The sequence below is a fragment of the Phytopseudomonas dryadis genome (assembly GCF_004327355.1).
In the GTDB taxonomy this organism is placed as follows: Bacteria; Pseudomonadota; Gammaproteobacteria; order Pseudomonadales; family Pseudomonadaceae; genus Aquipseudomonas; species Aquipseudomonas dryadis.
This window is the reverse complement of sequence record NZ_QJUM01000004.1, coordinates 1-25,563: the sequence shown is the minus strand read 5'-3', so window position 1 is coordinate 25,563 and position 25,563 is coordinate 1. Positions and strand designations below refer to the sequence as shown.

The 25,563-nt window shown below is 62.4% G+C and carries 17 protein-coding genes and 2 pseudogenes; 12 read left to right on the top strand and 7 right to left on the bottom strand.

Annotated elements, in window-relative coordinates:
- Positions 1 to 47 precede the first annotated feature (47 nt).
- A complete protein-coding gene (locus DNK34_RS04280) occupies positions 48 to 1,394 on the bottom strand; it encodes an MATE family efflux transporter (RefSeq protein ID WP_131174282.1) in 1,347 nt (448 codons plus the stop codon).
- A 233-nt stretch (positions 1,395 to 1,627) separates the two neighbouring features.
- On the opposite strand from DNK34_RS04280, the gene DNK34_RS04275 reads away from it, so the two are divergent.
- A complete protein-coding gene (locus tag DNK34_RS04275; protein ID WP_131174281.1) occupies positions 1,628 to 2,380 on the top strand; it encodes a tetratricopeptide repeat protein in 753 nt (250 codons plus the stop codon).
- A 53-nt stretch (positions 2,381 to 2,433) separates the two neighbouring features.
- Here the strand turns inward: DNK34_RS04275 and DNK34_RS04270 are convergent, their stop codons facing one another.
- Positions 2,434 to 2,727 (bottom strand): hypothetical protein, encoded by a 294-nt coding sequence (locus DNK34_RS04270; RefSeq protein WP_131174280.1) that lies wholly within the window; start codon positions 2,725 to 2,727, stop codon positions 2,434 to 2,436.
- Between the two features lie 297 nt (positions 2,728 to 3,024).
- On the opposite strand from DNK34_RS04270, the gene DNK34_RS04265 reads away from it, so the two are divergent.
- The 8 genes and pseudogenes from DNK34_RS04265 to DNK34_RS04230 all read left to right on the top strand — a co-directional run bounded on the left by DNK34_RS04265 (position 3,025) and on the right by DNK34_RS04230 (position 21,525).
- Positions 3,025 to 4,722, top strand: a complete 1,698-nt coding sequence (locus DNK34_RS04265) for a ShlB/FhaC/HecB family hemolysin secretion/activation protein (protein ID WP_131174427.1) — start codon at positions 3,025 to 3,027, stop codon at positions 4,720 to 4,722.
- A gap of 39 nt (positions 4,723 to 4,761) precedes the next feature.
- Positions 4,762 to 15,309: a two-partner secretion domain-containing protein gene (locus DNK34_RS04260; RefSeq protein ID WP_165497293.1), complete on the top strand. Its 10,548-nt coding sequence runs from the start codon at positions 4,762 to 4,764 to the stop codon at positions 15,307 to 15,309.
- Positions 15,306 to 15,836, top strand: a complete 531-nt coding sequence (locus tag DNK34_RS04255) for a contact-dependent growth inhibition system immunity protein (protein ID WP_131174278.1) — start codon at positions 15,306 to 15,308, stop codon at positions 15,834 to 15,836. Before DNK34_RS04260 ends, DNK34_RS04255 begins: the two co-directional genes overlap by 4 nt.
- A 190-nt stretch (positions 15,837 to 16,026) precedes the next feature.
- On the top strand, positions 16,027 to 16,743 hold the full coding sequence (locus DNK34_RS04250; protein WP_131174277.1) for an IS4 family transposase: 717 nt from the start codon (positions 16,027 to 16,029) through the stop codon (positions 16,741 to 16,743).
- Positions 16,744 to 16,878: 135 nt separating this feature from the next.
- Positions 16,879 to 20,394: pseudogene (locus tag DNK34_RS04245) on the top strand (DUF637 domain-containing protein); the annotation flags it as partial.
- Between the two features lie 10 nt (positions 20,395 to 20,404).
- The gene (locus tag DNK34_RS04240) at positions 20,405 to 20,851 is read left to right on the top strand and encodes a hypothetical protein (RefSeq protein ID WP_131174275.1); all 447 of its coding nucleotides are present in this window, start codon (positions 20,405 to 20,407) and stop codon (positions 20,849 to 20,851) included.
- A 172-nt stretch (positions 20,852 to 21,023) separates the two neighbouring features.
- Positions 21,024 to 21,281: a hypothetical protein gene (locus DNK34_RS04235; RefSeq protein WP_207401586.1), complete on the top strand. Its 258-nt coding sequence runs from the start codon at positions 21,024 to 21,026 to the stop codon at positions 21,279 to 21,281.
- Positions 21,265 to 21,525, top strand: coding sequence for a hypothetical protein (locus DNK34_RS04230; RefSeq protein ID WP_131174274.1), 261 nt, complete (start codon positions 21,265 to 21,267; stop codon positions 21,523 to 21,525). The genes DNK34_RS04235 and DNK34_RS04230 overlap by 17 nt, the downstream gene beginning before the upstream one ends.
- A gap of 65 nt (positions 21,526 to 21,590) precedes the next feature.
- Here the strand turns inward: DNK34_RS04230 and DNK34_RS04225 are convergent, their stop codons facing one another.
- The 3 genes from DNK34_RS04225 to DNK34_RS04215 form a co-directional block, all read right to left on the bottom strand.
- Positions 21,591 to 21,812, bottom strand: coding sequence for a SymE family type I addiction module toxin (locus DNK34_RS04225; RefSeq protein WP_131174273.1), 222 nt, complete (start codon positions 21,810 to 21,812; stop codon positions 21,591 to 21,593).
- Positions 21,813 to 21,912: 100 nt separating this feature from the next.
- A complete protein-coding gene (locus DNK34_RS04220; RefSeq protein ID WP_207390867.1) occupies positions 21,913 to 22,191 on the bottom strand; it encodes a helix-turn-helix domain-containing protein in 279 nt (92 codons plus the stop codon).
- A gap of 208 nt (positions 22,192 to 22,399) precedes the next feature.
- A complete protein-coding gene (locus DNK34_RS04215) occupies positions 22,400 to 22,753 on the bottom strand; it encodes a helix-turn-helix domain-containing protein (RefSeq protein ID WP_131174272.1) in 354 nt (117 codons plus the stop codon).
- Positions 22,754 to 22,833: 80 nt separating this feature from the next.
- On the opposite strand from DNK34_RS04215, the pseudogene DNK34_RS04210 reads away from it, so the two are divergent.
- The 3 genes and pseudogenes from DNK34_RS04210 to DNK34_RS04200 all read left to right on the top strand — a co-directional run.
- Positions 22,834 to 23,829, top strand: a pseudogene (locus DNK34_RS04210) (DUF637 domain-containing protein); the annotation flags it as partial.
- Positions 23,830 to 23,975: 146 nt separating this feature from the next.
- A complete protein-coding gene (locus DNK34_RS04205) occupies positions 23,976 to 24,482 on the top strand; it encodes a class I SAM-dependent methyltransferase (RefSeq protein ID WP_131174271.1) in 507 nt (168 codons plus the stop codon).
- A complete protein-coding gene (locus DNK34_RS04200; RefSeq protein ID WP_131174270.1) occupies positions 24,479 to 25,030 on the top strand; it encodes a hypothetical protein in 552 nt (183 codons plus the stop codon). The genes DNK34_RS04205 and DNK34_RS04200 overlap by 4 nt, the downstream gene beginning before the upstream one ends.
- A gap of 18 nt (positions 25,031 to 25,048) precedes the next feature.
- On the opposite strand, the gene DNK34_RS04195 is transcribed toward DNK34_RS04200, so the two are convergent.
- Entirely contained in the window at positions 25,049 to 25,264 is a 216-nt protein-coding gene (locus DNK34_RS04195; RefSeq protein ID WP_131174269.1) for a SymE family type I addiction module toxin, read from the bottom strand.
- A gap of 45 nt (positions 25,265 to 25,309) precedes the next feature.
- Positions 25,310 to 25,563 (bottom strand): IS30 family transposase (locus DNK34_RS04190; RefSeq protein ID WP_131199525.1); only part of this gene is annotated, 254 nt, incomplete at its 5' end.

The window sequence follows — 25,563 nt, the reverse complement described above, 5'->3', positions numbered from 1 at the left end:
CTTGCAACTCACCACTATCTAACCGTTTCCTGGGCGTCAGTCTGGCATCACTTGCCTCCTGGCGCCGCGAACCAGATGTCGCGGCGCGCCAGTTGCCAGGCCAGCAGGCCCAGGGTCAGGCCACGCAACGCCATGAAGGCGAGAAAGGCCAGCCACAGGCCGTGATTGCCCAGGCCCTGCAGGAGCAGGCCCAGGGGAATGCTCAGCGCCAGGGCGACGAGCATCGCATTGCGCATCTCCCGGGCGCGGGTGGCGCCGATGAACAGGCCGTCGAGCAGGTAGCTCCACACCGCGATCAGCGGCAGCAGGGCGAGATAGGGCAGGTACGCTTGCGCGGTATCGCGCACCACGGCGATGTCGGTCTGCAGATTGACGAACAGATGCCCACCCGCCTGGAACGCCAGGGCGAACACCAGGCCGACCAGCAGCGACCAGCCGCCGGCGACGATCAGGCTGCGCCTGAGCGCCAGCCGATCACGGGCGCCGATGGCATGCCCGCACAGCGCCTCGACGGCATGGGCCAGGCCGTCGAGGGCGTAGGCGGTGATCAGCAGGCCATTGAGCAGCAGGGCATTGGCCGCCACCGTGGCATCGCCCAGGCGCGCGCCCTGTATGGTGATCAGCAGGAACACCGCCTGCAGCGCCAGGGAACGCAGGAAGATATCGCGGTTGACCGCCAGCAGGGCGCGCCAGCTCTGCCACCTGGCCATCGCCGCCCAGCGGATGCGCCCCGGGTGCCGGCGCAGCACGTCACGGGTCAGGGCCAGGCCGACCAGCGCCCCGCCCCATTCGGCCAGCACGGCGGCGCGCGCGGCGCCGAGCACCTGCCACTCCAGGCCGATCACGAACCACAGCGACAGCAGGATATTCAGCAGGTTGGTGGTCAGCAGGATCGCCAGCGGCGCCCGGGCGTTCTGCGTGCCCAGCAACCAGCCGATCAGGGCGTAATTGGCCAGTGCCGCCGGCAGGCCGAACAGGCGGGTATGCAGGAACTCGCGGGTCAGGGCGTCGAGTTCGCTGGACGGCTTCATCAGGCCCAGGGCGGCGCCACTGAAGGGGACCGCCAGCAGGCCCAGCAACAGCGCCAGCAGGCCCGCCAGCAACAGGCCTTGCACCAGCACCTGGCGCAACGCGCCACCATCGCCCCGGCCGCAGGCCTGGGCGCTGAAACCGGTGGTGCCCATGCGCAGGAAACCGAGCAGGCCGACGATCAGCACGTACAGGCTGCTGCCCACCGCTACCGCGCCGAGTTGATGGGCGTGCGGCAGGTGGCCGACCACCGCCGTGTCGACCAGCGCCACCAGCGGTACGGAAAGGTTGGACAGAATCATCGGTGCGGCCAGCGCCCACACCTTGCGGTGGGTCGGGGCATGGCGCCAGGCGTCACGTAGCATGCGGGGCTCCCATTGGGCTGCGCATTATAGGGAGCGATGGGGGAAACGTCGCCTCTGGCCGGCGGATGCGGCTGGGTCACCTGGCTTCCGACAAAGGCGCCGATGTCGGGCGCGGTCGGCGGGGAAGCGCGCTTTTTCGCGTTCGCTGAAGGCGACTGGTTCACTGACAATCGGCCGGCATCCATGTTCTGATTAAGGCCTGTTTCGTTCACACGGCAAAGGACCGGATCGCCATGCCCCTACTCGCCCTGCTCGTTCTGGCCTGCCAGATCACCTGTGGTCTTCATGTCGTACGCACTGACCAGGAGCGATACTGGCTGTACCTGATCATCGCCCTGCCGGGCCTGGGTTGCCTGATCTACTTTCTCGGCATCATGCTGCCCGACCTGCTCGGCAGTCGCCGAGGCCGCCGTGCGATCTCCCGTCTGCACGACAGCGTCGATCCTCAGCGCCACCTGCGCGTGCTCCGCGACGAACTGGAAATCCGCGACACCCCCGAGACCCGGGTCAATCTGGCTGAAGAACTGCTGCGCCTGGGCCAGGCCGAAGAGGCTGCCAGTCATTACCAGATTGCCTTGCGCGGTACCGCCGGCGCCGCGCCGGACATATTGCTTGGCCTGGCCAGGGCGCGCTTCGCCCTGGAGGACTTCAAGGGCTGTCGCGAGAATCTCGAGGAACTGATTGCCAGGAACCCCGATTTTCGTTCGGCGGACGGCCACCTCCTGTATGCCCGCACGTTGGAAGCGCTTGGCGAGGAGCGCCTGGCTGAAGAGGAGTATCAAGCCCTGGTGCGTTACTACGCCGGCCCCGAAGCGACCTACCGCTATGCCCTGCTGCTTTGCCGCCTGGGACGCGAGCGCGAGGCGCTGCAACACCTGCAGTCCATCCAGGCGCATGCTCGCCGAGCCGCCCGCCACTACCGCACGCTGCACAAGGAATGGCTGGAACTGAGCCAGCAGCAGCTACGCCGTTTGCAGCAGGACTGAATGGCGGATTCGGTGGCGCGTACGGAAACGTGGCGACCCGCTGAAAGCGGTGTTCAGTGAATCAACCCGCTGAGCAGCCACAGGCCGAGGAACAGCCAGATCAGGCCGCCGATCACCGAGCCGCGGAGAAAGGATCGTACGGCGCTGTAGAGCAGGATCAGGCCGATCAGCAGCACGGCGATGCTCAGCAGCGACGGGGTGACGCCCAGGGCGCCGGACATGCCATCGATGAAGCTGGCCACCGCGCCGCCCAGCAGGTTGAAGAAGCCACTCAGGGCGTCGACGATGAAACGGATGAACGAGCCGAACGCCTCGCCGAGTGACTCGAAAAAACCTTCTACATACATGCTGTGAATTCCTGAAAGACCGGCCAGGCGTGGCGCCCGAAAGTGATGGGGTACTGGCCCATTGGGCTGCTGGCGGGGGGCTGGAGTTCCCTGATGTTTTTACGGTTGGCCCGGGGCAGGTGTCGTATCGCCAGGGGTTCGGGTCGGCATGGCTGGTGACCTCGCGGCCAGGTTGTGAAACGCAGCACATTCCCCCGAGCGAAAAATGAGTGGTAGGTCTCGGGTCATCTGAAGGGATGATGGCATAATGCCTCGCATCGGCAGGGATGTCTTTTCCTTCTCCAGGTATGGATCGTGATGCGTTCGTTATTCACCTTGTTTTTCGCGGCGGCGCCTCTGTTGGCGCTGGCCCAGACCCCACCGCCGGGGTTGCCCTCGCCGCTGGATCAGGACCTGATCCGCGAGCGCCAGGAGCGCCTGCTGCAGGAGCAGCAGCGGCGTCTGCAGGAGTTGCAGCAGTTGCCTGGCCGTGGCGTCGAGGCGCCGGCCGAAGCGCCACCGAGCGATGAACGCTGCTTCGCCATCGAACAGATCGAGATCAGCGGCGCCAGCCTGCTGAGCGAAGCCGAGCGCACGGCGATCCTCGCCCCGTTCGCCGACAGCTGCCTGGGCGTCGGCCAGCTCAATGAGCTGCTCAAGGCCATCACCGACCACTACATCGACCGCGGCTACGTGACCACCCGCGCCTACCTGCCGCAGCAGGACCTGTCGCGCGGCACCCTGCAGGTGATCGTGGTCGAAGGGCGCCTCGAAGGGCTGGACAGCTCCGCCCTGGCCAGTGACCGCGAACTGGCCATCGGTTTTCCCGGCCAGGTCGGCGAGGTGCTGAACCTGCGCGAACTGGAACAACTGGTGGAAAACCTCGGCCGCCTGCCCTCGCGCCGCGCCCAGCTGGAACTGGTGCCCGGCGAGCAGGTCGGCGGCAGCCGCGTGCAACTGCAGGGCGAGCGCAGCAAACCCTGGCACGCCAACCTCAACCGCCACAACGAGGGCCAGCGCAGCACCGGCGAGCAGCAGTGGGGCCTGGGCCTGGTGTGGGACAGCCCGCTGGGCCTGGCCGACCAGCTGAGCCTGCGCGCCGGGCGCGACGCGGTCAGCGACAGCTACCGTCATTCGCACAACCAGAGCCTGTCCTACAGCCTGCCCTACGGCTGGTGGCGCTTCGACTACAGCTACAGCCAGAGCTACTACCGCACCCTGGGGCAGGGCAACGGCTTCGACTTCAAGCAGGACGGCGACAGCCGCACCCATGCCCTGCGCGGCGAGCGGGTGCTGCACCGCGACAACCTGAGCAAGACGGCGGTCAACCTGGGCCTGAGCCACATGCGCTCGCGCAACTACCTGCTCGACAGTTTTCTGCAGGGCTCCAGCCCGCACCTCAGCGAGGCGCAACTGGGCTTCAACCATGGCCGGCGCATCGGCAGCGCCTTCGTCAACCTGGACGCCGGCTGGCAGCGCGGCGTGGGCCTGTTCGGCGCCCAGAGCAATGGCGATCCCCGGGGTAGCGAGCCGGTGGCGCGCTACGACAAGTACAGCCTCACCCTGAGCTACCTGCAGCCGTTCAGCCTGTGGCGCGAGTCGTTCAGCTTCGACAGCCTGGCCACCGGGCAGAAGAGCGAAGACGTGCTGTACAGCCCGCAGCGCATCAGCCTCGGCGGCCTCAGCTCGGTGCGTGGTTTCAAGGACCAGTCGCTGTCCGGCGACAGTGGCGGCTATTGGCGCAACCAGGTGCGCTGGACGCGGCCGGTGACCTGGGCGGCGCTGCAACCCTGGGTGCAGCAATACAGTGCGACCCTGGCCTATGACGTCGGCGTGATCAGCCACGACCGGTACAGCGCCGGGCAGAGCGGGCGCATGAGCGGTCACGCCCTGGAACTCGGCGCCCGTGGCGAACACCTGGCCGCCACGGTGACCTTCGCCCACTCCCTGGAACGCCCCGACGCCATCACCGAACGTGAGCGGCCGGTGCACTTCCGTCTCGACGTTTTCTTCTGATTTTCATTTTCTGATTCGATGCGCCTTGGAGTCATTGACATGGACGTTCGCAGCCCCTTCTTCCAGAACATCGCCCTGATCCTCGCCGGGGTGCTGTTCCTCAACCCCATCGTCGCCACGGCGGCGCAACTGGCGGTCGATGCCCAGGCCGGCGGCAACACCAGCCTGGGCCAGGCGGGCAACGGCGTGCCCATCGTCAACATCGCCACGCCCAATGGCAGCGGCCTGTCGCACAACAAATTCAGCGACTACAACGTCGGCCAGCAGGGGCTGATCCTCAACAACGCCACCGAGCGCCTGCAGGGCACCCAGCAGGGCGGCATCATCCTCGGCAACCCGAACCTGAACGGCCGGGCGGCGGGGGTGATCCTCAACGAAGTCACCGGCAGCAACCGCAGCCAGCTCCAGGGCTACACCGAGGTGGCGGGGCAGGCGGCCCACGTCATCGTCGCCAACCCCCACGGCATCAGCTGCGACGGCTGCGGCTTCCTCAACACCCCGCGCGCGACCCTGAGCACCGGCACGCCGGTGATCGACAATGGCCAGCTGCGCAGCTTCGACGTCAATGGCGGCGACATCGCCATCGAGGGCGCCGGCCTGAATGCCAGCAACCTCGACCAGTTCGACCTGATCACCCGCAGCGCCAAGCTCAATGCCGAGCTGCACGCCCAGCGCCTGAACGTCATCACTGGCCGCAACGAAGTGGATGCCGCGACCCTGCAGGCCACGGCCAAGACGGCCGACGGCAGCGAGGCGCCGTTGCTGGCCATCGACAGCTCGGCGCTGGGCGGCATGTACGCCGGGGCGATTCGTCTGGTCGGTACCGAGGCTGGTGTGGGGGTGAAGCTGGCCGGCGACCTGGCGGCCAGCGCCGGGGATATCCACATCGATGCCAATGGCCAACTGACCTTGGCGCGTACGGCAGCCAGCGAGAACCTGTCGCTGGCCGCGCGTGGCGTCGACCTGAGCGGGCCGGCCTATGCCGGCGGCAATGTCGCCATCGACAGCGCCGCTACGCTGAGCAACCGCCAGAGCCTGGCGGCGGCCGGCAGCATCGCCCTGCAGGCCGGGCACCTGGACAACAGCGGTATCGTCGAGGCCGGCGTGGAGGCGAACAACAGTCGCAATGCCACGGGCGACGTGAGCCTGGACAGCACCAGCCTGCGCAACACCGGGCGCGTGGTCGCCAGCCGCGACCTGCAGGTGCAGGCGCAGGGGACGCTGGATAACCAGGGCGGGACGTTGAGCGGCCAGGCGCTGACCCAGGTCCAGGCCGGGGCGCTGGACAACCGGCAGGGGCGGATCCTGTCCCGGGACGAGGTGCAACTGAGCGCCACCAGCCTGGACAATGCCGATGCCGGGCTGATCTCGGCGGGCCGTGCCGTCACGCTGCAGGCCGAGACCCTGGGCAACCGCGAGGGCGAAATCTCCAGCCAGGGCACGCTGCGTATCGCTGGCGACCAGTTGGACAACCGCCAGGGCCGGCTGATCGGCGAGCAGGCGCTGAGCATCGACGCCAGCGGCGGGCTGCGCAATAGCCAGGGCGTGCTCTCCTCGAACACGCGCCTGGAGCTGCGTGCCGGCAGCCTGGACAACAGCGGCCAGGGCACGTTGATCAGCCAGGATGTGCTGAGGGTGCAGGTCGACGGGCTGCTGGACAATAGCGCCGATGGCGCCTTGGTCGGCCAGGGCCGCCTGGACGTGCAAGCCGCTCAGGTGGACAACCGCGGCGGGCGCTTGCTCGCCGGGGATGAGCTGAGCCTGGAGGTGGGGCACGTCGACAATAGCGCGCGGGGTGTGATCGACAGCCGCGGCGCGGCGCGTGTGGACGTCGCTCACCTGGACAACCGCGACGCCGGCAGCCTGGTCGCCGATGGTCCCCTGAGCCTGAGCGCCGAACGCATCGATAACGCCGCCCAGGGCCGGATCGCCAGTCAGGGCGACCTGTCGTTGCGGGTTGGCGAGCTGCACCAGCAGGGCGGCGAACTGGTCAGCCAGGGTGCCCTCAGCGTGCAGGGCGAGAGGCTCGACAACAGCCATGGCGGTCTGCTCGCCGCGGGCCGGGCCATCGACCTGGCACTTGCCACTGTCGACAACCGCGGCGGGGAAATCTCCAGCGCGGGCCGGGTCGGTATCGTCAGTGCCGCGCTGGACAACAGCGAGGCCGGCCGCGTGATCGGCGACCAGGGCCTGCAACTGACCGTACAGCGCCTGCTCAACCACACCAAGGGCGTGCTCAGCGGGCGCGACGGCCTGTTGCTGCGCGGCGGCAGCCTGGACAACAGCGCAGGCGGCACCCTCAGCAGCCTGGTGGCCCTGGACATCACCCTGGCCGGCACGCTGGACAACCATGCCGGCGGCCTGCTGGTCAGCGAAGGGCGCCTGGCGCTGGAGGCCGCGCACCTGGACAACCGCGAGGCGGGAACCCTGTCCAGCGCCGATACCCTGAGCGTCACGGTCGCCCATGTGGACAACCGCGCTGGCAGGCTGCTTGCCGATGGTCACCTCAGCGTGGTCGGCAGCGAGCTGGACAACAGCCAGGCCGGGGTGATCAGCGCCAAGGCCGGGGTCAGCCTCGACAGCGTGACGCTGAACAACGATGCGGCCGGGCGCATCGTCAGCGGCGACACGCTGAGTTTGCGGGCCGAGCAGGTGAGCAATCGCGACGGCGGGCGCATCGCCGCTAGCGGCGCCTTGAGCGCGGTGGCGGGGGCGCTGGATCAGCGCGGCGGGCAACTGCTCAGCGAATCCAGCCTGAGCCTGGACATGCGCCAGGGCGTCCTGAACAACAGCGACAACGGCCTGCTGGCCAGTAGCGGTGCCTTGACGCTCAGCGGTATCAAGGCCCTGGACAACAGCCGGGGCGGGGAAATCTCCAGCGACCAGGGTTTCCTCCTGGCGGCGGGCAGCCTGGACAACAGCGGCGGGCGCATCCTCAGCGCCGGGCAACTGCGCTTGCGCATCGACACCTGGCTGAAGAACGTCCTCGGCGGCGTGCTTTCCGGCGGCACCGGCCTGAGTGTGGCCAGCGCCCGTCTGGACAACAGCGCGGGCGGTATCCTCAGCAGCGGCGGCGAACTCGATGTGCTGGCCAGCGAGCTGGACAACCAGGATCGCGGCACGCTGTCGGCCGCCACCACGCTGCGGCTGCACAGCACCACGCTGAACAACGCCAATGCCGGCCTGCTGGCCAGTGGCGCCGGGCTGGAACTGGCCAGTGAGACACTGCACAACGAGGGCGGGCAGATCCTCGCCCAGGGCGACCTGGCGGCGCAGCTCGGCACTTTCGTCAACCACGATGGTGTGCTCAGCGCCCGTCAGGGCCTGCGGCTCGACGCCGCTGCGGTCGACAACCAGGGCGGGCTGATCACCAGCGGCGCCACCCTCGAGCTGACGGCCGATACCCTCGACTCCAGCCATCAGGGCGAAGTCTCGGCCAAGGGCGACCTGTACCTGCGCGTGGCCGAACTGATCCAGCGCCAGGGCGCGCTGATCGGTGAAGCCGGCGTCACCCTGGATCTGCGCGGCGGCCTGCTGGACAACCGCGGCGGCCTGATTTCAGCGGTCGGCCCGCTGAGCATCGACAACCTGCGGGCCCTGGACAACCGCCAGGGCGGCGAGGTGTTTTCCGCGCAGTCCTACCGGCTGGTCGCGTCCAGCCTGGACAATAGCGATCAGGGACGGCTCATCAGTGCCGGCACCCTGAGCCTCGAGGCCGAGGTACTGGACAACAGCGAGGGTGGCCTGATCTCCGGCTGGCAGGGCCTGGACGTCAAGGGCGGCCAGCTCGACAACAGCGCCAGGGGCACCCTGTCGAGCAAGGATGGCGCGTTGCGCGTGACGCTGAGCGGCCAACTGGACAACCACGACGAAGGCGCGCTGGTCAGCCACGGCGACCAGCACATCGTCGCCTCCGGCCTGAACAACGGCGAGGGCGGCATCGTCTCCAGCCAGGGCGCGCTCGACCTCGAGCTCACGGGCCAGCTGGACAACCTCGATGCCGGGCTGATCAGCGCCCAGGGCGAACTGCGCCTGCAGGCTCGGGACACGCACAACCGCGCCGGGCAGATCGTCGCCGGCCAGGCGCTGCATCTGCGCGGCACGAGCCTGGACAACACGGCCGGCGTACTCAGCAGCGCATCCGCCCTGACCCTGGCCCTGCAGGGCGACCTGCTCAACGCCGATCAGGCGCAACTGGCCAGCGCCGGGCCGCTGCGCATCGAAGCCGGACACATCGACAACCGTGGCGGCAACCTGGTCAGCCAGGGCGTGCTGACACTGCTCGCCGCCAGCCTCGAAAACAGCGACGCCGGCACCCTGTTGGCGCGTCAGGCGCTGGCCATCCGCCTCACCGCCGGCCTGGACAACCGCGCGGACGGGCTGATCTATAGCCAGACCGACGGCCTTCTGGTCGAAGCCGGGAGCGTCGTCAACGACGGCGGCACCCTGCAGAGCGAAGGCGACCTCAGCGTGCTGGCCGGCACCGACCTGAGCAGCCAGCAAGGACGCCTGGTCAGCGCCAGCGGCGACCTGCACCTTCGCGCTGCGAACCTGGACAACCAGGGCGGGATCCTCGACAGCGCGGCCGGCCACCTGCAACTGGACATCGCCGGTCTGTTCGACAACCGTGGCGGTACGGTCCAGGGACAGAGCCTGGAGGTGACCAGCGCCGATCTCGACAACGACGGCGGGCATCTCTCGGCGATCGCTGGTGACAGCCGCATCCAGGCCCGGGCGCTGAGCAACCGTGATGGCGGCCTGTATGCCCAGGGCGCGCTCGAACTGCGCGCCGACAGCTTCGCCAACGCCAATGGCCAGGTGGCGGCCCGGCATATCGACTTCGGCCTCGGCGGCACCCTTAACAACCAGGGTGGCCTGATCGAGAGCGAGAGCCAGTTGCTGCTGCGCGCCGCCAGCCTGGACAACCAGGGCGGCAGCCTGCGTTCGCTGGGCAGCGTCGGCGCCACGTACCTCGACATCGGTCTGCTGGACAACCGCGGCGGCCTGATCGAGACCGCCAATAGCGATCTGCGGCTACAGGTCGGCACGCTGGATAACCTCGCCGGCCTTGTCCGGCACCTGGGTTCCGGCGCCTTCGGCCTGACCACCGCCCAGGTACTGGCGGCCGGTGGCAGCCTGGTCACCGGCAGCGTGCTCGACATCAGCGCCGCCACCTGGGTCAACAGCAGCCTGTTGCAGGCCGCCCGCCTGGTGCTGAACGTGGGCCACTTCACCCAGACCGCCAGCGGCCAGCTGCTGGCCAGCGACTCCTTCAGCGGCAGCGGCGACACCTGGATCAACCACGGCCTGCTGGCCAGCGATGGCGACCTGAGCCTGACGCTCAGTGGCGCCTACAGCGGCGATGGCCGCCTGAGCAGCCTCGGCGACCTGAGCCTGAGCGCGGCCGACATCACCCTGGCGCAGAACGCCCGCATCAGCGCTGGAGGCCTGGGCGGGATCACCAGCAGCGGCCGGCTGAGCAACCAGGGTGTTCTCACCGCGGTCGGCGATCTGAGCCTGGTCGCCGCGCAACTGGACAACCGCGGCACCCTGGGCGGCAGCGCCGGCCTGCGCATCACCACGCCATACCTGAGCAACGACAATGGCCTGCTCTTCAGCGGCGCCGACATGACCCTGCAGGTGGGCGACTTCGTCAACTACCAGGCCGATGTCTACAGCCTGGGCGACCTGGACATCCTCGGCCAGGTCGCGGGCAGCCGCGCCAACCTGATCGACAACAACTCCGGGACGCTGGAAAGCGTCGGCGACCTGCGCATACAGGCGGCGACCCTGCGCAACCAGCGCGACCGCTTCGTCACCGAGCAGCAGCGCGTGTCGGGCAACATCAGCGTCTACTGGGACGACTACTGCGACGGCCGGGGCTGCGAGTGGTACTTCACCTCGGTGGAGCGCTTCGAGGAAGTGATCGTCGACGGCAGTGCCTCCGCCGCCGGCTTCATCGGCGCCGGTGGCGACCTGAGCTTCAGCGGCAGCCTGTTCGACAACCGCCACAGCACCGTGTCGGCCGGTGGCGATATCACCATCGGCACCGAGGTGTTCAACAACATCGGCGCCGGCGGTGGCGAGGAACGGCACCTGCGTTCCGGGGTGTATACCCGTGACCGCGGCATCTACAACACCTTCATCCGCCAGAAGAACCTGTTCAACCAGTACAACGACCCGAACTCGGCCAGCTATGCGCCGGCCACCCTGTCGCGTGACCAGGTGATCGCCTCGGCGCCCAACGGTGCCTATTACCAGACCTCCTCCTACGTGGTGCCGGTTGCCGGCAGCGTCGTTGCCTCGGCCATCGTCCAGGCGGCGGGTTCGGTCAACATCACCGCCAGCGAGCAGCTCAACAACAGCGTGCTGCGCTCCGCCACCGCCTACGTCGGCGATACCTCCAGGGGTGTCGACACAACGGTGGACGCCAGCACCACACCACTGCCGGCGATCACCTCGCAGTTGCCGCCCGACCTGGCGCACAAGCAGATCAACCCGCTGAGCCTGCCGGGCTTCAGCCTGCCCAGCGGGCAGAACGGTCTGTTCCGCCTCAACCAGCAGGCGGGCCAGGACGCCCTCGCCAGCGCGGTCGGCGGCGCCGGCGAGCAGGCCGTGGCGGTCGGCCAGGGCGTCGCGGTGGGCGACACCGAGCAGCGCCAACAGGCCGTGACCCAGCCAGGCCAGCAGGTGACCCTGCCAGACGGCAGCGGCCAGCCCGAGGTACCCGTCGGCGCCACGCCGCCGCTCGCGGTCGGCGGTGTACAGGCCGTCGAGCAACCGGTGATTCCCGGCAACAGCCACAAGTACCTGATCGAAACCAACCCGGCGTTCGCCAGCCTGGGCAACTTCCTCAACTCCGACTACCTGCTCGGGCTGCTGGGCTACGACCCCGATCAGGCGCAGAAACGCCTGGGCGACGGCCTCTACGAGCAGCGCCTGATCCGCGAGGCCATCGTCGCCCGCACCGGCCAGCGCTTCATCGCCGGGCTGGACAGCGACGAAGCGATGTTCCGCTACCTGATGGACAACGCCATCGCCAGCAAGGAGGCGCTGAACCTGTCGCTGGGCGTGAGCCTGAGTGCGGCCCAGGTGGCGGCGCTGACCCACGACATCGTATGGATGGAAGAGCAGGAGGTGCTGGGCGAGATGGTCCTGGTGCCGGTGCTCTACCTGGCGCAGCCGGACAACCGCCTGATGGCCAACGGCGCGCTGATCCAGGGCCGCGACGTGACCCTGATCAGCGGTGGCGAACTGAACAACAGCGGTACCCTGCGGGCGAGCAACGACCTGGCCGCCAGCGCGACCACTATCGATAACCGTGGCCTGATCGAGGCGGGCAACCGCCTGGAACTGCTGGCCACCGACAGCATCCGCAATGCCGCCGGCGGCATCATCGCCGGGCGCGACGTCAGCCTGATCGCCCGCGATGGCGACATCATCAACGAGCGCAGCGTGACCACGGTCAGCGGCAGCGGCAGTGGCTACCAGTACCGCGCCGATGTGGTGACCGCCGCCTCGCGCATCGAGGCGGCCAACGATCTGAGCCTTGTCGCCGGACGCGATGTGCACAGCCTGGGCAGCGTGATCCAGGCCGGTGGCGACGCCCATATCGAAGCCGGTCGCGATGTGCTGATCGCCAGCCAGCGCGAAGAAGACCGCTACAGCTACCAGCAGCGTCGCGAGACGGGCAGCCAGTACCAGGTGACCCAGCACGCCAGCGAGCTGCAGGTGGGCGGCGACCTGGCCATCAGCGCCGGGCGCGACCTGGGCATCATTGCCAGTCGCGTGGAGGCGGTTGGCGATATCACCTTGCAAGCGGCGGAGAACCTGGTGGTGGCCGCGGCGGCCAACGAAAGCCACGAGGAGTCGTACCGCAAGCACGCGGGCAAGAAGACCCAGCGCATCGAGAGCAGCGTCAGCCAGCAGCAGGCGGAAATCGAAGCCGGTGGCAGCCTGGTGGCGGTTTCCGGTTCGGATATGACGCTGGTGGCCAGCGACCTGCGCAGCGGCGACGAAGCCTTCTTCTACGCCGGCGGCGAACTGTCGCTGCTGGCCGAGCAGAACAGCGACTACTCGCTGTACGACATGCAGAAGAAAGGCTCCTGGGGCAGCAAGAAGACCCAGCGCGACGAGGTGACCACGGTTCGCAACGTCGGCACCACCATCACCAGCGGTGGCGAGCTGACCCTGGTCAGCGAGGGCGACCAACTCTATCAACGTGCCCGCCTGGACAGCGGCGCCGACCTGACCCTGGAGAGCGGTGGCGCGATCACCTTCGAAGCGGTGAAGGACCTGGACCAGGAGAGCCACGAGAAGAGCAAGAGCAGCTCGATGTGGACGTCCGCCAAAGGCAAGGGCAGCACCGACGAGACGCTCCTTCAGAGCCAGATGCTCGCCCAGGGCGACATCGTCATCAAGGCGGTGGACGGCCTGAACATCGACGTCAAGCAGGTCAACCAGCAGACGGTGAGCCAGACCATCGATGCGATGGTCAAGGCCGACCCCGAACTGGCCTGGTTGAAGGAGATGGAACAGCGCGGTGATGTCGACTGGCATCGGGTGAAGGAGGTGCACGACTCCTTCAAGTACAGCCACTCGGGGCTGGGTGGGGCGGCGGCGATGATTATTGCCATCGTGGTGGCTTACTTCACGGCGGGTGCGGCGAGTGGGCTGGTGGCGGGAGCAGCAGGGGCAGGTGGTGCCTCCACTGCAGCAGGCGCGGCGTGGGCGACAACGGTCACAACCGCCGCAGGCACAACTGCCGCTGGCTGGGCGAATGTAGCCGCGACAGCCGTACTGACTTCAGCTGCCAGCAATGCTGCGATCAGCACGATCAACAACCGTGGCAACCTGGGGGCAGTGCTGGATGACACCTTCAGCAGTGGCAACCTGAAGGGCTATGCCACTTCGGCGCTGACGGCGGGCTTCACCTCGGGGGTGCTGGACAGCGCCTTTGGCGTAACCGGCGACAACGTCAACAAGGTCACCAAGGGCTTCGACCTGAGCAAGGCCGGCGATCTGGCCAAGTTCGGTTCCTATCTCGGTGCGCAGGGCGCGGTGCAGGCCGTGGCGCAAACCGCGATCCAGGGCGGCAGCCTTGGCGACAATCTGCAAAGCACCCTGACCAACCAGGTTCAGCATCTGCTGCAGGCCGGTGTGTTCAACGCGGTGGGTGATTTCGCCGACGGCAAAAACTGGGCGGAAGGCAGCCCGGAGAAGATCGCCCTGCATGCGGTGGTCGGCGGCCTGCTCAGCGAAGCGATCGGTGGCGACTTCAAGACCGGTGCCTTGGCAGGTGGCGCCAACGAACTGCTGGTCGAACAGCTTGCCGGTGTGATCAACGGCGACAAGAACCTGGAACTGGCGGTGTCGCAACTGATCGGCGTGGCGGCGGCTACGGCAACCGGTGGCGATCCGGCCAAGGCAGCGGAGCTGGCGAAGAATGCGACGGCGTATAACCGACATCTGCATGACTATGAAAAACAGCAGTTAGAGAAAGAAGCCGAAAAATTAAGAGCGGAGACGGGGAAATCCAAGACGGGTTTGCCTTGGGATGATTTGCTGCTCATAGCTTCTGGAGCCGAACTGGATGCGGCGGAGAATGCTCGCCTTCAGGCAGTGGCGAATATCTATGGGGGGGAAAGCAATCCTGAGTTCCAGAACTTCGTTGATGACATGAGTCGTGCGTACGCCGTCATCAATGATTTAGCCAGCCAGAATGTTCTCTTGACCTGGAGCGATGGGAAGGCCATTACGGCACATGGTGAGCCTGTATACGCATTTCAGGCCACCCAGGATCAGTATCTGGATTCGAATCTCTTCAATACATATTGGAGTGACAAACAGTCCACCAGTTACCATGCCTCCTACACGGAGTTGGTACCTGGGGTATGGAAGGAGCAATTCGGAACTGCGGATGCCAACCGATACCTGAGGGAAATCGCCCAAGCAGCAGCGACAAGCCCAGATGCTCTAGATGCCGCGTTCGAGCGAATGGCTACTGTGGCGTATGGAGGCATCCTGCCAGTGACGTGGGATGTCGACATTGCGATGTCACTGGCTGGGGCAGGGGCTGGCAAGCTTACGGTTGATGCAACGAAGAATCTCGCCAAGTGGTTGTCGAGTAAAACTTCTACAAAAGGGACTTTGGACACTGTAGACCGTGTAACGACGGGGATTGAGTGGGGTAAAGGAATCCAGGGGCAGGGAATGCCTTGGGAGAATTACTTGGCCTCGCAGGTGCCAGCGAGTTCGCGGTTGCCGGCGAATTTCAAGACATTTGACTTCTTTGATGAAGCAACAAAAGCAGCAACTAGCGCTAAGACGCTGGATACCACCACGGCGGCCAAAATTGCCAATCCTGGCCAAGTGTACTCGTCCTTGAAGGGAAATATTGATGCGGTGGTAAAATTTGACGAATATACCCTTGGTTCACGAACTTTATATGCAAGCCAAATCGCCTCTCGTGAAGTTCAGGTGGCGATTCCTAAGGCGACCACCCCGGCGCAGTGGGTAGAAATCAATAAAGCAATACAATATGCTAAAAGCCAAGAAGTTAAATTGACAGTGACGGTGATTGAGTGAATGATTTGGTAAAGATGGCTTGGGCCAACGCAAAGATGAATAGAGAGTTTCTTTGTGTTCAGACCTATTCAGGATACGGAAGCTGTCGGGCCGACTACAAAGGTGCAATGCATTTATTATCTGTCGATGCTAGCAACCAAGTAGTTGGCGAGGCGTTGCTAGATGCACTGTCGAAAAGCCGCTTCGTATTGCCGGAGCCTAGAAATGATGTATGGATTCATCCGGAAGCTACTTTCGACAGTGAACTATATGATTTCGAGGCAACGGAACAGCGCCATAAGAATTGGACGCAGCAATTAATGAGCAGATATGGTTATAAAAATAAAAGGTCTTTGTTCAAGGATATGAAAAATTGTAGCGTAGAGAAGAGAGAGGGCCTCATAACTATGAGGCCTAGCCATCATGAGAAACTTGAGGGCTGGAGCGGAAAAGGGTTAAGTGAAAATGATTATGTAGTCATTGCAACCGATTGCTCGCCTGAAGATGTTGGTGCCGCTCTCCTTTTGGCACTAAGCCGCTGTACGTGACCACGGAAAGGCGGATTTTTAAGATGGAATCGCCGAAGGCGCTTCCGTCGATACGTTGGATACTAAGAAAAGGGGACAGATTCTGAGGAATCCCCGAAAAATTCCCTTTTGAATCAGTCAGATAGCTTGATAGAGCCTGCATGAGTCGGGCAGTTTGGTAGTCGCCAAACACACCAACCACCCGAGACTCATGCAGGCCGTACGATTTTTACACAAGTCATTTTCCCAAGCACTCCCCACCATTCATGCTAAGCGCCTGACCTCCTTGATGAGTTGTGTTGCATCCTTGCTTCGCGGTCATCGCCTGACGCTGACCAGCCTCGGTAGGAGCTTGCCGGGCAAGGCTTACGTCAAACACTCGATCAAGCGCGTGGATCGTTTGCTCGGTAATCGCCAGTTGCATCTCGAACGTTCGTTGTTCTACTGGAAGATGCTCGGGGCCTTGCTTGGCTCACTGCGTCATCCTGTGATCCTGGTGGACTGGTCGCCGATCAATGCAGCCTCTGATCTTTATCTGTTGCGTGCCTCTATTCCGCTTGCCGGGAGGGCATTTCCAATTTACGAGGCGGTGCATGATCGGGAAGGATGCCCCAAGCGGCAGGGCCAACTGCTCGATGCCCTGGCGCTCATGCTCCCTAAGCATTGCGTTCCGATCCTGGTGACCGATGCTGGTTTTCGGCGACCCTGGTTCCAGGCTGTCGAAGCCAAGGGCTGGCACTACGTTGGGCGTGTGCGCAATCGAGACCTCATATCGCAACGAGTTGGGCCAATGGGAGCCAATCAAGCAGCTCTACAAGCAGGCAACATCGACTGCACGCTCGCTCGGCCTGATAGAGATGACGCGCAGTGCGCCGCATCTCGTACCGCTGTATTGCGTGCACCAACCACCCAAGGGGCGCAAGCATAGACGCGTGACCGGCAGCAAGTAGGGTGGATAACGCTTTTTTATCCACCGCTCTTTAAAATCTCAATAAAAGGGATCACGGCGGGGCGTCAACTGACGTCCCGCCGCTTGCTCTGCACTTTCCCAGAATATTTCTGCACCCTCCCGGCGTTCGCCAGCCTGGGCAATTTCCTCAACTCCGACTACCTGCTCGGGCTGCTGGGCTACGACCCCGATCAGGCGCAGAAACGCCTGGGCGACGGCCTCTACGAGCAGCGCCTGATCCGCGAGGCCATCGTCGCCCGCACCGGCCAGCGCTTCATCGCCGGGCTGGACAGCGACGAAGCGATGTTCCGCTACCTGATGGACAACGCCATCGCCAGCAAGGAAGCGCTGAACCTGTCGCTGGGCGTGAGCCTGAGTGCGGCCCAGGTGGCGGCGCTGACCCACGACATCGTGTGGATGGAAGAGCAGGAGGTGCTGGGCGAGACGGTCCTGGTGCCGGTGCTCTACCTGGCGCAGCCGGACAACCGCCTGATGGCCAACGGCGCGCTGATCCAGGGCCGCGACGTGACCCTGATCAGCGGTGGCGAACTGAACAACAGCGGTACCCTGCGGGCGAGCAACGACCTGGCCGCCAGCGCGACCACTATCGATAACCGTGGCCTGATCGAGGCGGGCAACCGCCTGGAACTGCTGGCCACCGACAGCATCCGCAATGCCGCCGGCGGCATCATCGCCGGGCGCGACGTCAGCCTGATCGCCCGCGATGGCGACATCATCAACGAGCGCAGCGTGACCACGGTCAGTGGCAGCGGCAGTGGCTACCAGTACCGCGCTGATGTGGTGACCGCTGCCTCGCGCATCGAGGCAGCCAACGATCTGAGCCTTGTCGCCGGACGCGATGTGCACAGCCTGGGCAGCGTGATCCAGGCCGGTGGCGACGCCCATATCGAAGCCGGTCGCGATGTGCTGATCGCCAGCCAGCGCGAAGAAGACCGCTACAGCTACCAGCAGCGTCGCGAGACGGGCAGCCAGTACCAGGTGACCCAGCACGCCAGCGAGCTGCAGGTGGGTGGCGACCTGGCCATCAGCGCCGGGCGCGACCTGGGCATCATTGCCAGTCGCGTGGAGGCGGTTGGCGATATCACCTTGCAAGCGGCGGAGAACCTGGTGGTGGCCGCGGCGGCCAATGAAAGCCACGAGGAGTCGTACCGCAAGCACGCGGGCAAGAAGACCCAGCGCATCGACAGCAGCGTCAGCCAGCAGCAGGCCGAAATCGAAGCCGGCGGCAGCCTGGTGGCGGTTTCCGGTTCTGATATGACGCTGGTGGCCAGCGACCTGCGCAGCGGCGACGAAGCCTTCTTCTACGCCGGCGGCGAACTGTCGCTGCTGGCCGAGCAGAACAGCGACTACTCGCTGTACGACATGCAGAAGAAAGGCTCCTGGGGCAGCAAGAAGACCCAGCGCGACGAGGTGACCACGGTTCGCAACGTCGGCACCACCATCACCAGCGGTGGCGAGCTGACCCTGGTCAGCGAAGGCGACCAGCTCTACCAGCGCGCCCGCCTGGACAGCGGCGCCGACCTGACCCTGGAAAGCGGTGGCGCGATCACCTTCGAAGCGGTGAAGGACCTGGATCAGGAGAGCCACGAGAAGAGCAAGAGCAGCTCGATGTGGACGTCGGCCAAGGGTAAGGGGACGACCGACGAGACGCTCCTTCAGAGCCAGATGCTCGCCCAGGGCGACATCGTCATCAAGGCGGTGGACGGCCTGAACATCGACGTCAAGCAGGTGAACCAGCAGACGGTCAGTCAGACCATCGATGCGATGGTCAAGGCCGATCCCGAACTGGCCTGGTTGAAGGAGATGGAACAGCGCGGTGATGTCGACTGGCATCGGGTGAAGGAAGTGCACGACTCCTTCAAGTACAGCCACTCGGGGTTGGGTGGCGCGGCGATGATGGTCATCGCCATTATCGTGGCGTATTTCACAGCAGGTGCTGCGAGTGGGTTGATCGGAAGTGCCGCTGGAGCTGGCGCTGGATCGGGAACAGCTATGGCAGCGGCTGGCACGGCAAGTGCCTCGGCAGTAGCAGGTGGTGCTGCCGTGGGATCAACAGTGGCCGCCGGTTGGGCCAACGTAGCGCTCACTGCTGTGGCGACCTCTGCTACCAGTAGTGCCGCCATCAGCACTGTCAACAACCGCGGCGACCTGGGTGCGGTGTTCAAGGATGTGACCTCCAGCGATGCGTTGAAAGGCTACCTGGTCACCGGCGTCACGGCCGGCCTGACGGCGGGTCTCTACGACCAGTGGACGGGTACAGAAACCACGGCCAGCAGCACCAGCAATGCGGTAGGCGCCAATACCCCGCTGAGCAATGCCGGCGTCGTCAGCGTACCCGGATCGGGCCTGAGCAGTTGGTCGGGCATTGGCAAATTCGCCGCCAACCAGGCGCTGCAGAACACCACCTCGGCGGCGCTGAGCAAGCTCGTTGGCCAGGATGGCAGCCTGAGCGACGCCTTGCAGAGCACCCTGGCCAATACCTTCATGGCGGCGGGGTTCAATTGGATTGGCGATCAAAGCCTGCCCGGAAACTGGGATTTGCAAGACGGCAGCGTCGCCAAGGCCGGCCTGCATGCCGTGATGGGGGGGCTTGCCGCCGAAGCCATGGGCGGGGACTTCAAGACCGGTGCATTGGCGGCGGGGGTGAATGAGCTGCTAGTCGTTGAGCTGGATGCTCAGTACCAGAAAATGGACGATGACCAACGGCAGAAGCTGCTGGTGATGAACTCTCAGTTGGTCGGCGTGTTCACGGCGGCATTGCAAGGCGGGGATACCGAGAGCCTGCAGGTAGCGTCGGCGGTGGCTGGGAGTGCGACCAGTTACAATTACCTGAACCATGCTGAAGCCGAAGAGCGCTTGGAGAAACATCAGGCTTGCCAAGCGGGCGATCAAGAAGCATGTGATCGACGTGACCAGCTTAATCTGCTCGATAAGCAGCGAGATGAAGAGCTGAAGTTCGCCTGCCGGGGGGCCCTGGAAAGTGCGGCTTGTAAATCACTGCGAGCAGATGCGTTCGCTGCCCTGGAAAGCTATGGCCCCTACAAGGACAGCTCGGAGTGGAGAGCCCAGCATAACGATCTGATTGAAAATGACCTTGAGGGCTATACCAAGTACGCACCCTCTAGAGAATACGACAGCATCCGGGATATTCTGGCGCAGACCCCGGCGGGGTTATCGGATGAAACGCTGCTGGCGATGGCGAGTCTGTTTAGTCCGGGCAGGGGGGCGGGTAGTAAACCGAGTGAGAGCGGGGCAAAAGCGACAGGCCAGATTGTACCTGACGTAATTAGCCCTACTTACCGAGATCTTCAGGGGTTAAATAAAGGGTTTCAGGCTCATCACATTTTGCCTCAATATTTGGGGAAGATGCTGGGGTATACGAAGAATGACATGCTGGATCAACCTGCGACTCTAATTACCCAGTACTCCCATACTGGAAAGGTGAATCCTGATGCTATGCATAAGGCTATAAGTAAGTATTTGCCTCCTATGGTAGGTGGTAAGCCGGCTGAGTATACTTCTGGACAAATAAGTTCGGGGTTGCAGAGAGCTTATAGTGATATAGGACGACCCGAATTGTTTGACTCTATCAAGCATCTGATTAAATAGGTGTGCGGCTATGACTGATAAACAAGTATATGAATTGGCTATTGAAGACCTTATTATTTATAGTGTTTGGTTCTTTCCTATGGATGAGTCTGTAGAAGATGAGCTGACAGTCCGTCCTCTTCTTGAAAAAGAGGCTTGTGCTGATGCCCAAATAATTGTTCGGACTGGCTTTGTTGGAGCAGATGGTTCTAGTTACTTAGGCTATCTGTACTGGGATGGTCGTGGTGAAGTTGAATACTTAAAACCTGTTATTCTTCTTGAGGATGGTTCCTCTATTACATTTTGGAATGGGGTGATTAAGCCCTCTTGGGGAGACTTCTCTGCAAGAGCCCAAGAACTAAGGGCGGTCTTTCCTATTTCATATGTTTCAGAACATCTTCTCGGGCTGCCTGAGATTTCAGGGGAGCTTGAGGGGCTCTATTATTTAGATGAAGATCAGGTGTCCTGGATAAGTTAATGGGGCAAAAGGAACTGGTAAGGCTGTTGATGATCTTGCTTCAAGTAAAGTTAAGTGGGTTGATGAGAATGCGGGTATGAGTTCGCGGGCTCGCGACTACAATGATTCTGCAACTGGTGCGCGCTCAAATCCTGTAACCCAGTCTGGCCAAGCCCCTGCACTAGAAAGAACGATGCCCGATGGCTCAACGAGGTTGGTCAAGTTTGACGGTGTGGATGGCAATGTCTTAGTTGATCGTAAGGTTTCGGTTGTGACGACAAGTAAATCGAAAGATCAGGCGCTTAGGCAGTCTGAGGTTTTGAGTCAGAATGGGCTAACTGCACGCTGGGAAGTACCGACTCAAGCTCAAGCAACTAGGGCTCAGAAAATGTTTGATGAGCTGGGTATTAAAAACATTTCAGTGAAGGTGATTCGTGAGCCAGGAAATTAATAAGTACGTTGCGCAGGCGATTGTTGAGCTTGCTGTATTTCTCGAGTTTTCGGAAGAGACGGCAGTAAATCAGGATGCTGCTATACAGGCCCTTGAGCAACTGGCTTCGACATTGCAAATGGCGGATTCTAAAGCTAAATCATCTTTGTGTTCGCAGTTTGAAAATATTGCAGTGGGATATTCTGGGGAACAGGCAGATTTTGTGGAGGGTCTAGGTGAGGCGCTGGGGTTAATTGAGGAGTAGTCCTGCCAGAATGCAAGATTGATTTTCTTAGACAAATAGCCCCGGCACTGCCGAGGCTATTTATTTCACTCCGCCGTAATCACCAAACAGCCCTGCATGACACGAATCCGTATCTTCTCGTTGACCTCGAAGCCGGCCTGTTGCAACCAGAGTCCACGCAGCCTGAGGCCGGGGATAACGCGGTCGCCGGCATAAAACTGTTCGCCCAATGGGGGGTAGTAGTCGGCGGCGACGGTGGCGAAGCGTTCAGTTTTGGGTGTGATTGCCCTATGATTGGCCTTAGCCATATTCAGCTCTCCTATAGCTGCTTGTGGTTAGCGGGCTCAAGGTGTTAGCGCACCTTGGGCCCGTGTCTTTTCCGGCACCAGGACAGCCCTGCTCCCTCGCTCATCTGCGCGATGGCCCCAGGCGTCCTGTTTTAATCCCGCGCTCAGTCTCCGTGAACACCAACCAATCGGTGGTCACGCTAAAAGCTACGGCAATTTTCTTCAGAATCTCCAGTGATGGCCGGGTTTCGCCCGCTTCATAGCGCTTGACCTGAGTGACGTGGATGCCCACCGCCTCGGCCATTTGCCGCTGGGTCAGACCATTCTGCTTGCGTAGCTGCAAGAAACGCTCAGTGAAGCTCATCCAAGACATGCTCTGGTGGTGGTTGATAAACAGCACGGTCACTTCAATGCGACAAGAAAAAATCCATTCGGATACTAATATAGTATCTATATGGGTTCTTATCAAGGCGCTGATGGGGATGGAGGCAGCAATTTCCTGCTATCGGGGGGAGGGGGCGAAGGATTGGGCTCTTGCTGTGTTACTGGTTCTGCCGCTGGGCTCGGTTGTCGGTGTACCTGGTTTCTTCGTTCTTTCTGGCTTTCAGTCAGTTGGTAGGGGCGGCGCTCTTGGGAGGGGAGCGCTTGGTCTGGTACCTGAGAATCATGGCATCGAGCACGACCAGTATCGAACGGCGCTCCTCCTCATCCATGTGGGTAACAGCCTCGAACTTCAGTTTCAACTCGTCTTGTGGCTCGCGTTCGCCTTCCTCGAAAATCAACCAATCGGTGGTCACGCCAAAGGCTACAGCCACTTTCTTCAAAACCTCCAGCGATGGCTGGGTTTCTCCGGCTTCATAGCGTTTCACCTGGGTGATGTGAATGCCCACGGTTTCGGCCATTTGCTGCTGGGTCAGACCATTTTGCTTGCGTAGCTGCAAGAAGCGCTCAGTGAAGCTCATTCAGAACCTGCCCTGTTGGTGGTCGATGCGCGGCATTCTCTTACGCCGTGCCAGTCAGCGGCAATGCCATCGCGTTGCCGGTGAGCCAGAGCATCGACGCGATGGTGCAGGCCGATCCGGATCTGGCCTGGCTGAAGGAGATAGAGCAGCGTGGCGACGTGGACTGGCGTCAGGTCAAGGAAATCCACGACAGCTTCAAGTACAGCCATTCAGGCTTGGGTGTCGCGGCGCAGTTGATCATCGCGATCGTCATGGCCGCGGTGGTGGGGCCCATGGCCGCCGCAGCGGTAGGAGGCGGCACCGCAGGGGCTATTGCAGGCGCCGTTGCGAGCGGTGCCGCGACCAATGCGAGTGTTAGCGTGGTGAACAACCGTGGCGACCTGGGGGCGGTGTTCAAGGATGTGACCTCCAGCGATGCCTTGAAAGGCTACCTGGTCACCGGCGTCACGGCCGGCCTGACGGCGGGCCTCTACGACCAGTGGACGGGCACCGAAACCACGGCCAGCAGCACGAGCAATGCGGTGGGCGCCAATACCCCGCTGAGCAATGCCGGTGTCGTCAGCGTGCCCGGATCGGGCCTGAGCAGTTGGTCGGGCATCGGCAAATTCGCCATCAACCAGGCGCTGCAGAACACCACCTCGGCGGCGCTGAGCAAACTCGTCGGCCAGGATGGCAGCTTCAGCGATGCCCTGCAGAGCACCCTGGCCAATACCTTCATGGCGGCGGGGTTCAACTGGATTGGCGATGTCACGTATGGCGTTCATAACGACGGCGGGCCGGTCAAGATCGGTTTGCATGCCGTGATGGGTGGCCTCGTCGCCGAAGCCATGGGCGGTGACTTCAAGACCGGTGCATTGGCGGCGGGTGTGAATGAGCTGTTGGTCGCCAAGCTGGATGCTCAGTACCAGGAAATGGACGATGAGCAACGGCAGAAGCTGCTGGTGATGAACTCGCAGTTGATTGGCGTGTTCACGGCGGCATTGCAAGGCGGGGATGCCGAAAGCCTGCAGGTCGCATCGGCGGTGGCAGGGGGCGCGACCAGTTACAACTACTTGAACCATGCTGAAGCCGAAGAGCCTCGGAGTGGAGAGCCCAGCATAACGATCTGATTGAAAATGACCTTGAGGGCTATACCAAGTACGCACCCTCTAGAGAATACGACAGCATCCGGGATATTCTGGCGCAGACCCCGGCGGGGTTATCGGATGAAACGCTGCTGGCGATGGCGAGTCTGTTTAGTCCGGGCAGGGGGGCGGGTAGTAAACCGAGTGAGAGCGGGGCAAAAGGAACAGGCGGGAAACCTACCGTTGAGCTGTTCGGCGGGAAGAATGCGCAGATTCCCGGCGCAATAAACGTAGATATCCGCGCCGATATTCAATCAGGCATCCGTGCCGATGCAACGAAATTGCCTTTCAAAGACGGATCGCTAGGCCAGGTAGTTGCTACAAATCCATATATGGGCCCCGGCGGGAAGATGATGAGTTTTCTGCCGGAGGCTACTCGCGTAGTGGAGCCCGGAGGAAAAATTTATATCAACGCGAATGCTGCAAACCCTTACGGGAAATTGCCTAGTCAGGCGGAGCTGGACTCTTTAGGGCTAAGAGTTGTACAGAATAATGGGACTTTGGATTCACGATTTGCTGGCCAGACGTTCATGCAATCGGATGGGGTGACGCCAGTGAAAGACATTTCAAGTATGAGGACAATTATCTTGGAGCGAATCAAATGAGACTGGATGCTGACTTTGATTCACTGGACACATATATGTCTGTATATGGGACTCATGTCTTTTCAGGGAATATGCTGAAGGTTTATCTGAAGGATGGGCTTGGCGTGTCTTCGGGCTTAATAGATGTATTTCCTCGAAAGTATTTCTATGACCCATGGAGCGGGAATAAATATAGTGAGGCCAAAAAAGTCGATGGGCTTCTTGTTGGACGGCTGGAAAACTCCAGAGAGTGGGTGAAATATGAGGATAGGACAATAAGCACGGAAGTCCTAAAGTATGAATACGTTGGAGATTGTTGGTTTGTTTTTGAGGGTGTTTCTTTTTCGGTTAGAAAGATAGGCAAATATATCGAAGGCAGGAAAGAGCCGGGAGGCGGCGAGCTTATAGAGAGGTTTGATCTGCCGAAAGCCACGCGGTCGAACATAAAAGAGTATTTGTTGGAAGGTGTTCTTGACGTTCCTCCTGGGCCTGGATGGATGTTTTGGGAAGTTCATGCGGAATCGTTTTATCTGGAAATCCCTGATCGTCCAACGCCCCCCGGCGTTTAAGCCGGGGGCCCTGTCTCCTCACTCCGCTGTAATCACCAAACAGCCCTGCATGACGCGAATCCGTATTTTCTCGTTGACCTGGAAGCCGGCCTGTTGCAGCCAGAGGCCGCGCAGCTTGATGCCGGGGACGATGCGGTCGTGGGTGTAGGCGGGTTCGCCGAGCGGCGGATAGTAATCGGCGGCGATGGTGGCGAAACGTTCAGCAAGTAGGGTGGATAACGCTTTTTTATCCACCGCCCTTTAAAGTCTCGGCGGTTGCAGTAGCTGAGTGCAACACGGTTATTGAATTGAAGTGGGCGCATCGTGCCGCATAGCCATGGCCTTTTGCATCACCTCACTCATCATTTCGATCGGACATTTGAAGTCGAAGCGTTTACGGGGGCGCATATTCAGTTGCAAGGCAATGGCATCCAACTGTTCTTGGCTGTGTCCCGACAAGTCCATCCCCTTGGGAAGGTACTGACGGATCAGGCCGTTGATATTTTCGTTGCTGCCGCGTTGCCAAGGGCTATGAGGGTCGCAGAAGAATATCG

Bases quoted from the DNA above. Each gene is read 5' to 3' on its own strand.
- DNK34_RS04200 (WP_131174270.1), top strand. From the start codon at position 24,479: ATGAGACTGGATGCTGACTTTGATTCACTGGACACATATATGTCTGTA.
- DNK34_RS04275 (WP_131174281.1), top strand. From the start codon at position 1,628: ATGCCCCTACTCGCCCTGCTCGTTCTGGCCTGCCAGATCACCTGTGGT.
- DNK34_RS04270 (WP_131174280.1), bottom strand. From the start codon at position 2,727: ATGTATGTAGAAGGTTTTTTCGAGTCACTCGGCGAGGCGTTCGGCTCG.
- DNK34_RS04240 (WP_131174275.1), top strand. From the start codon at position 20,405: ATGACTGATAAACAAGTATATGAATTGGCTATTGAAGACCTTATTATT.
- DNK34_RS04250 (WP_131174277.1), top strand. From the start codon at position 16,027: ATGCAGGCCGTACGATTTTTACACAAGTCATTTTCCCAAGCACTCCCC.
- DNK34_RS04235 (WP_207401586.1), top strand. From the start codon at position 21,024: ATGCCCGATGGCTCAACGAGGTTGGTCAAGTTTGACGGTGTGGATGGC.
- DNK34_RS04265 (WP_131174427.1), top strand. From the start codon at position 3,025: ATGCGTTCGTTATTCACCTTGTTTTTCGCGGCGGCGCCTCTGTTGGCG.
- DNK34_RS04225 (WP_131174273.1), bottom strand. From the start codon at position 21,812: ATGGCTAAGGCCAATCATAGGGCAATCACACCCAAAACTGAACGCTTC.
- DNK34_RS04260 (WP_165497293.1), top strand. From the start codon at position 4,762: ATGGACGTTCGCAGCCCCTTCTTCCAGAACATCGCCCTGATCCTCGCC.
- DNK34_RS04205 (WP_131174271.1), top strand. From the start codon at position 23,976: ATGGCGAGTCTGTTTAGTCCGGGCAGGGGGGCGGGTAGTAAACCGAGT.
- DNK34_RS04280 (WP_131174282.1), bottom strand. From the start codon at position 1,394: ATGCTACGTGACGCCTGGCGCCATGCCCCGACCCACCGCAAGGTGTGG.
- DNK34_RS04215 (WP_131174272.1), bottom strand. From the start codon at position 22,753: ATGAGCTTCACTGAGCGCTTCTTGCAGCTACGCAAGCAAAATGGTCTG.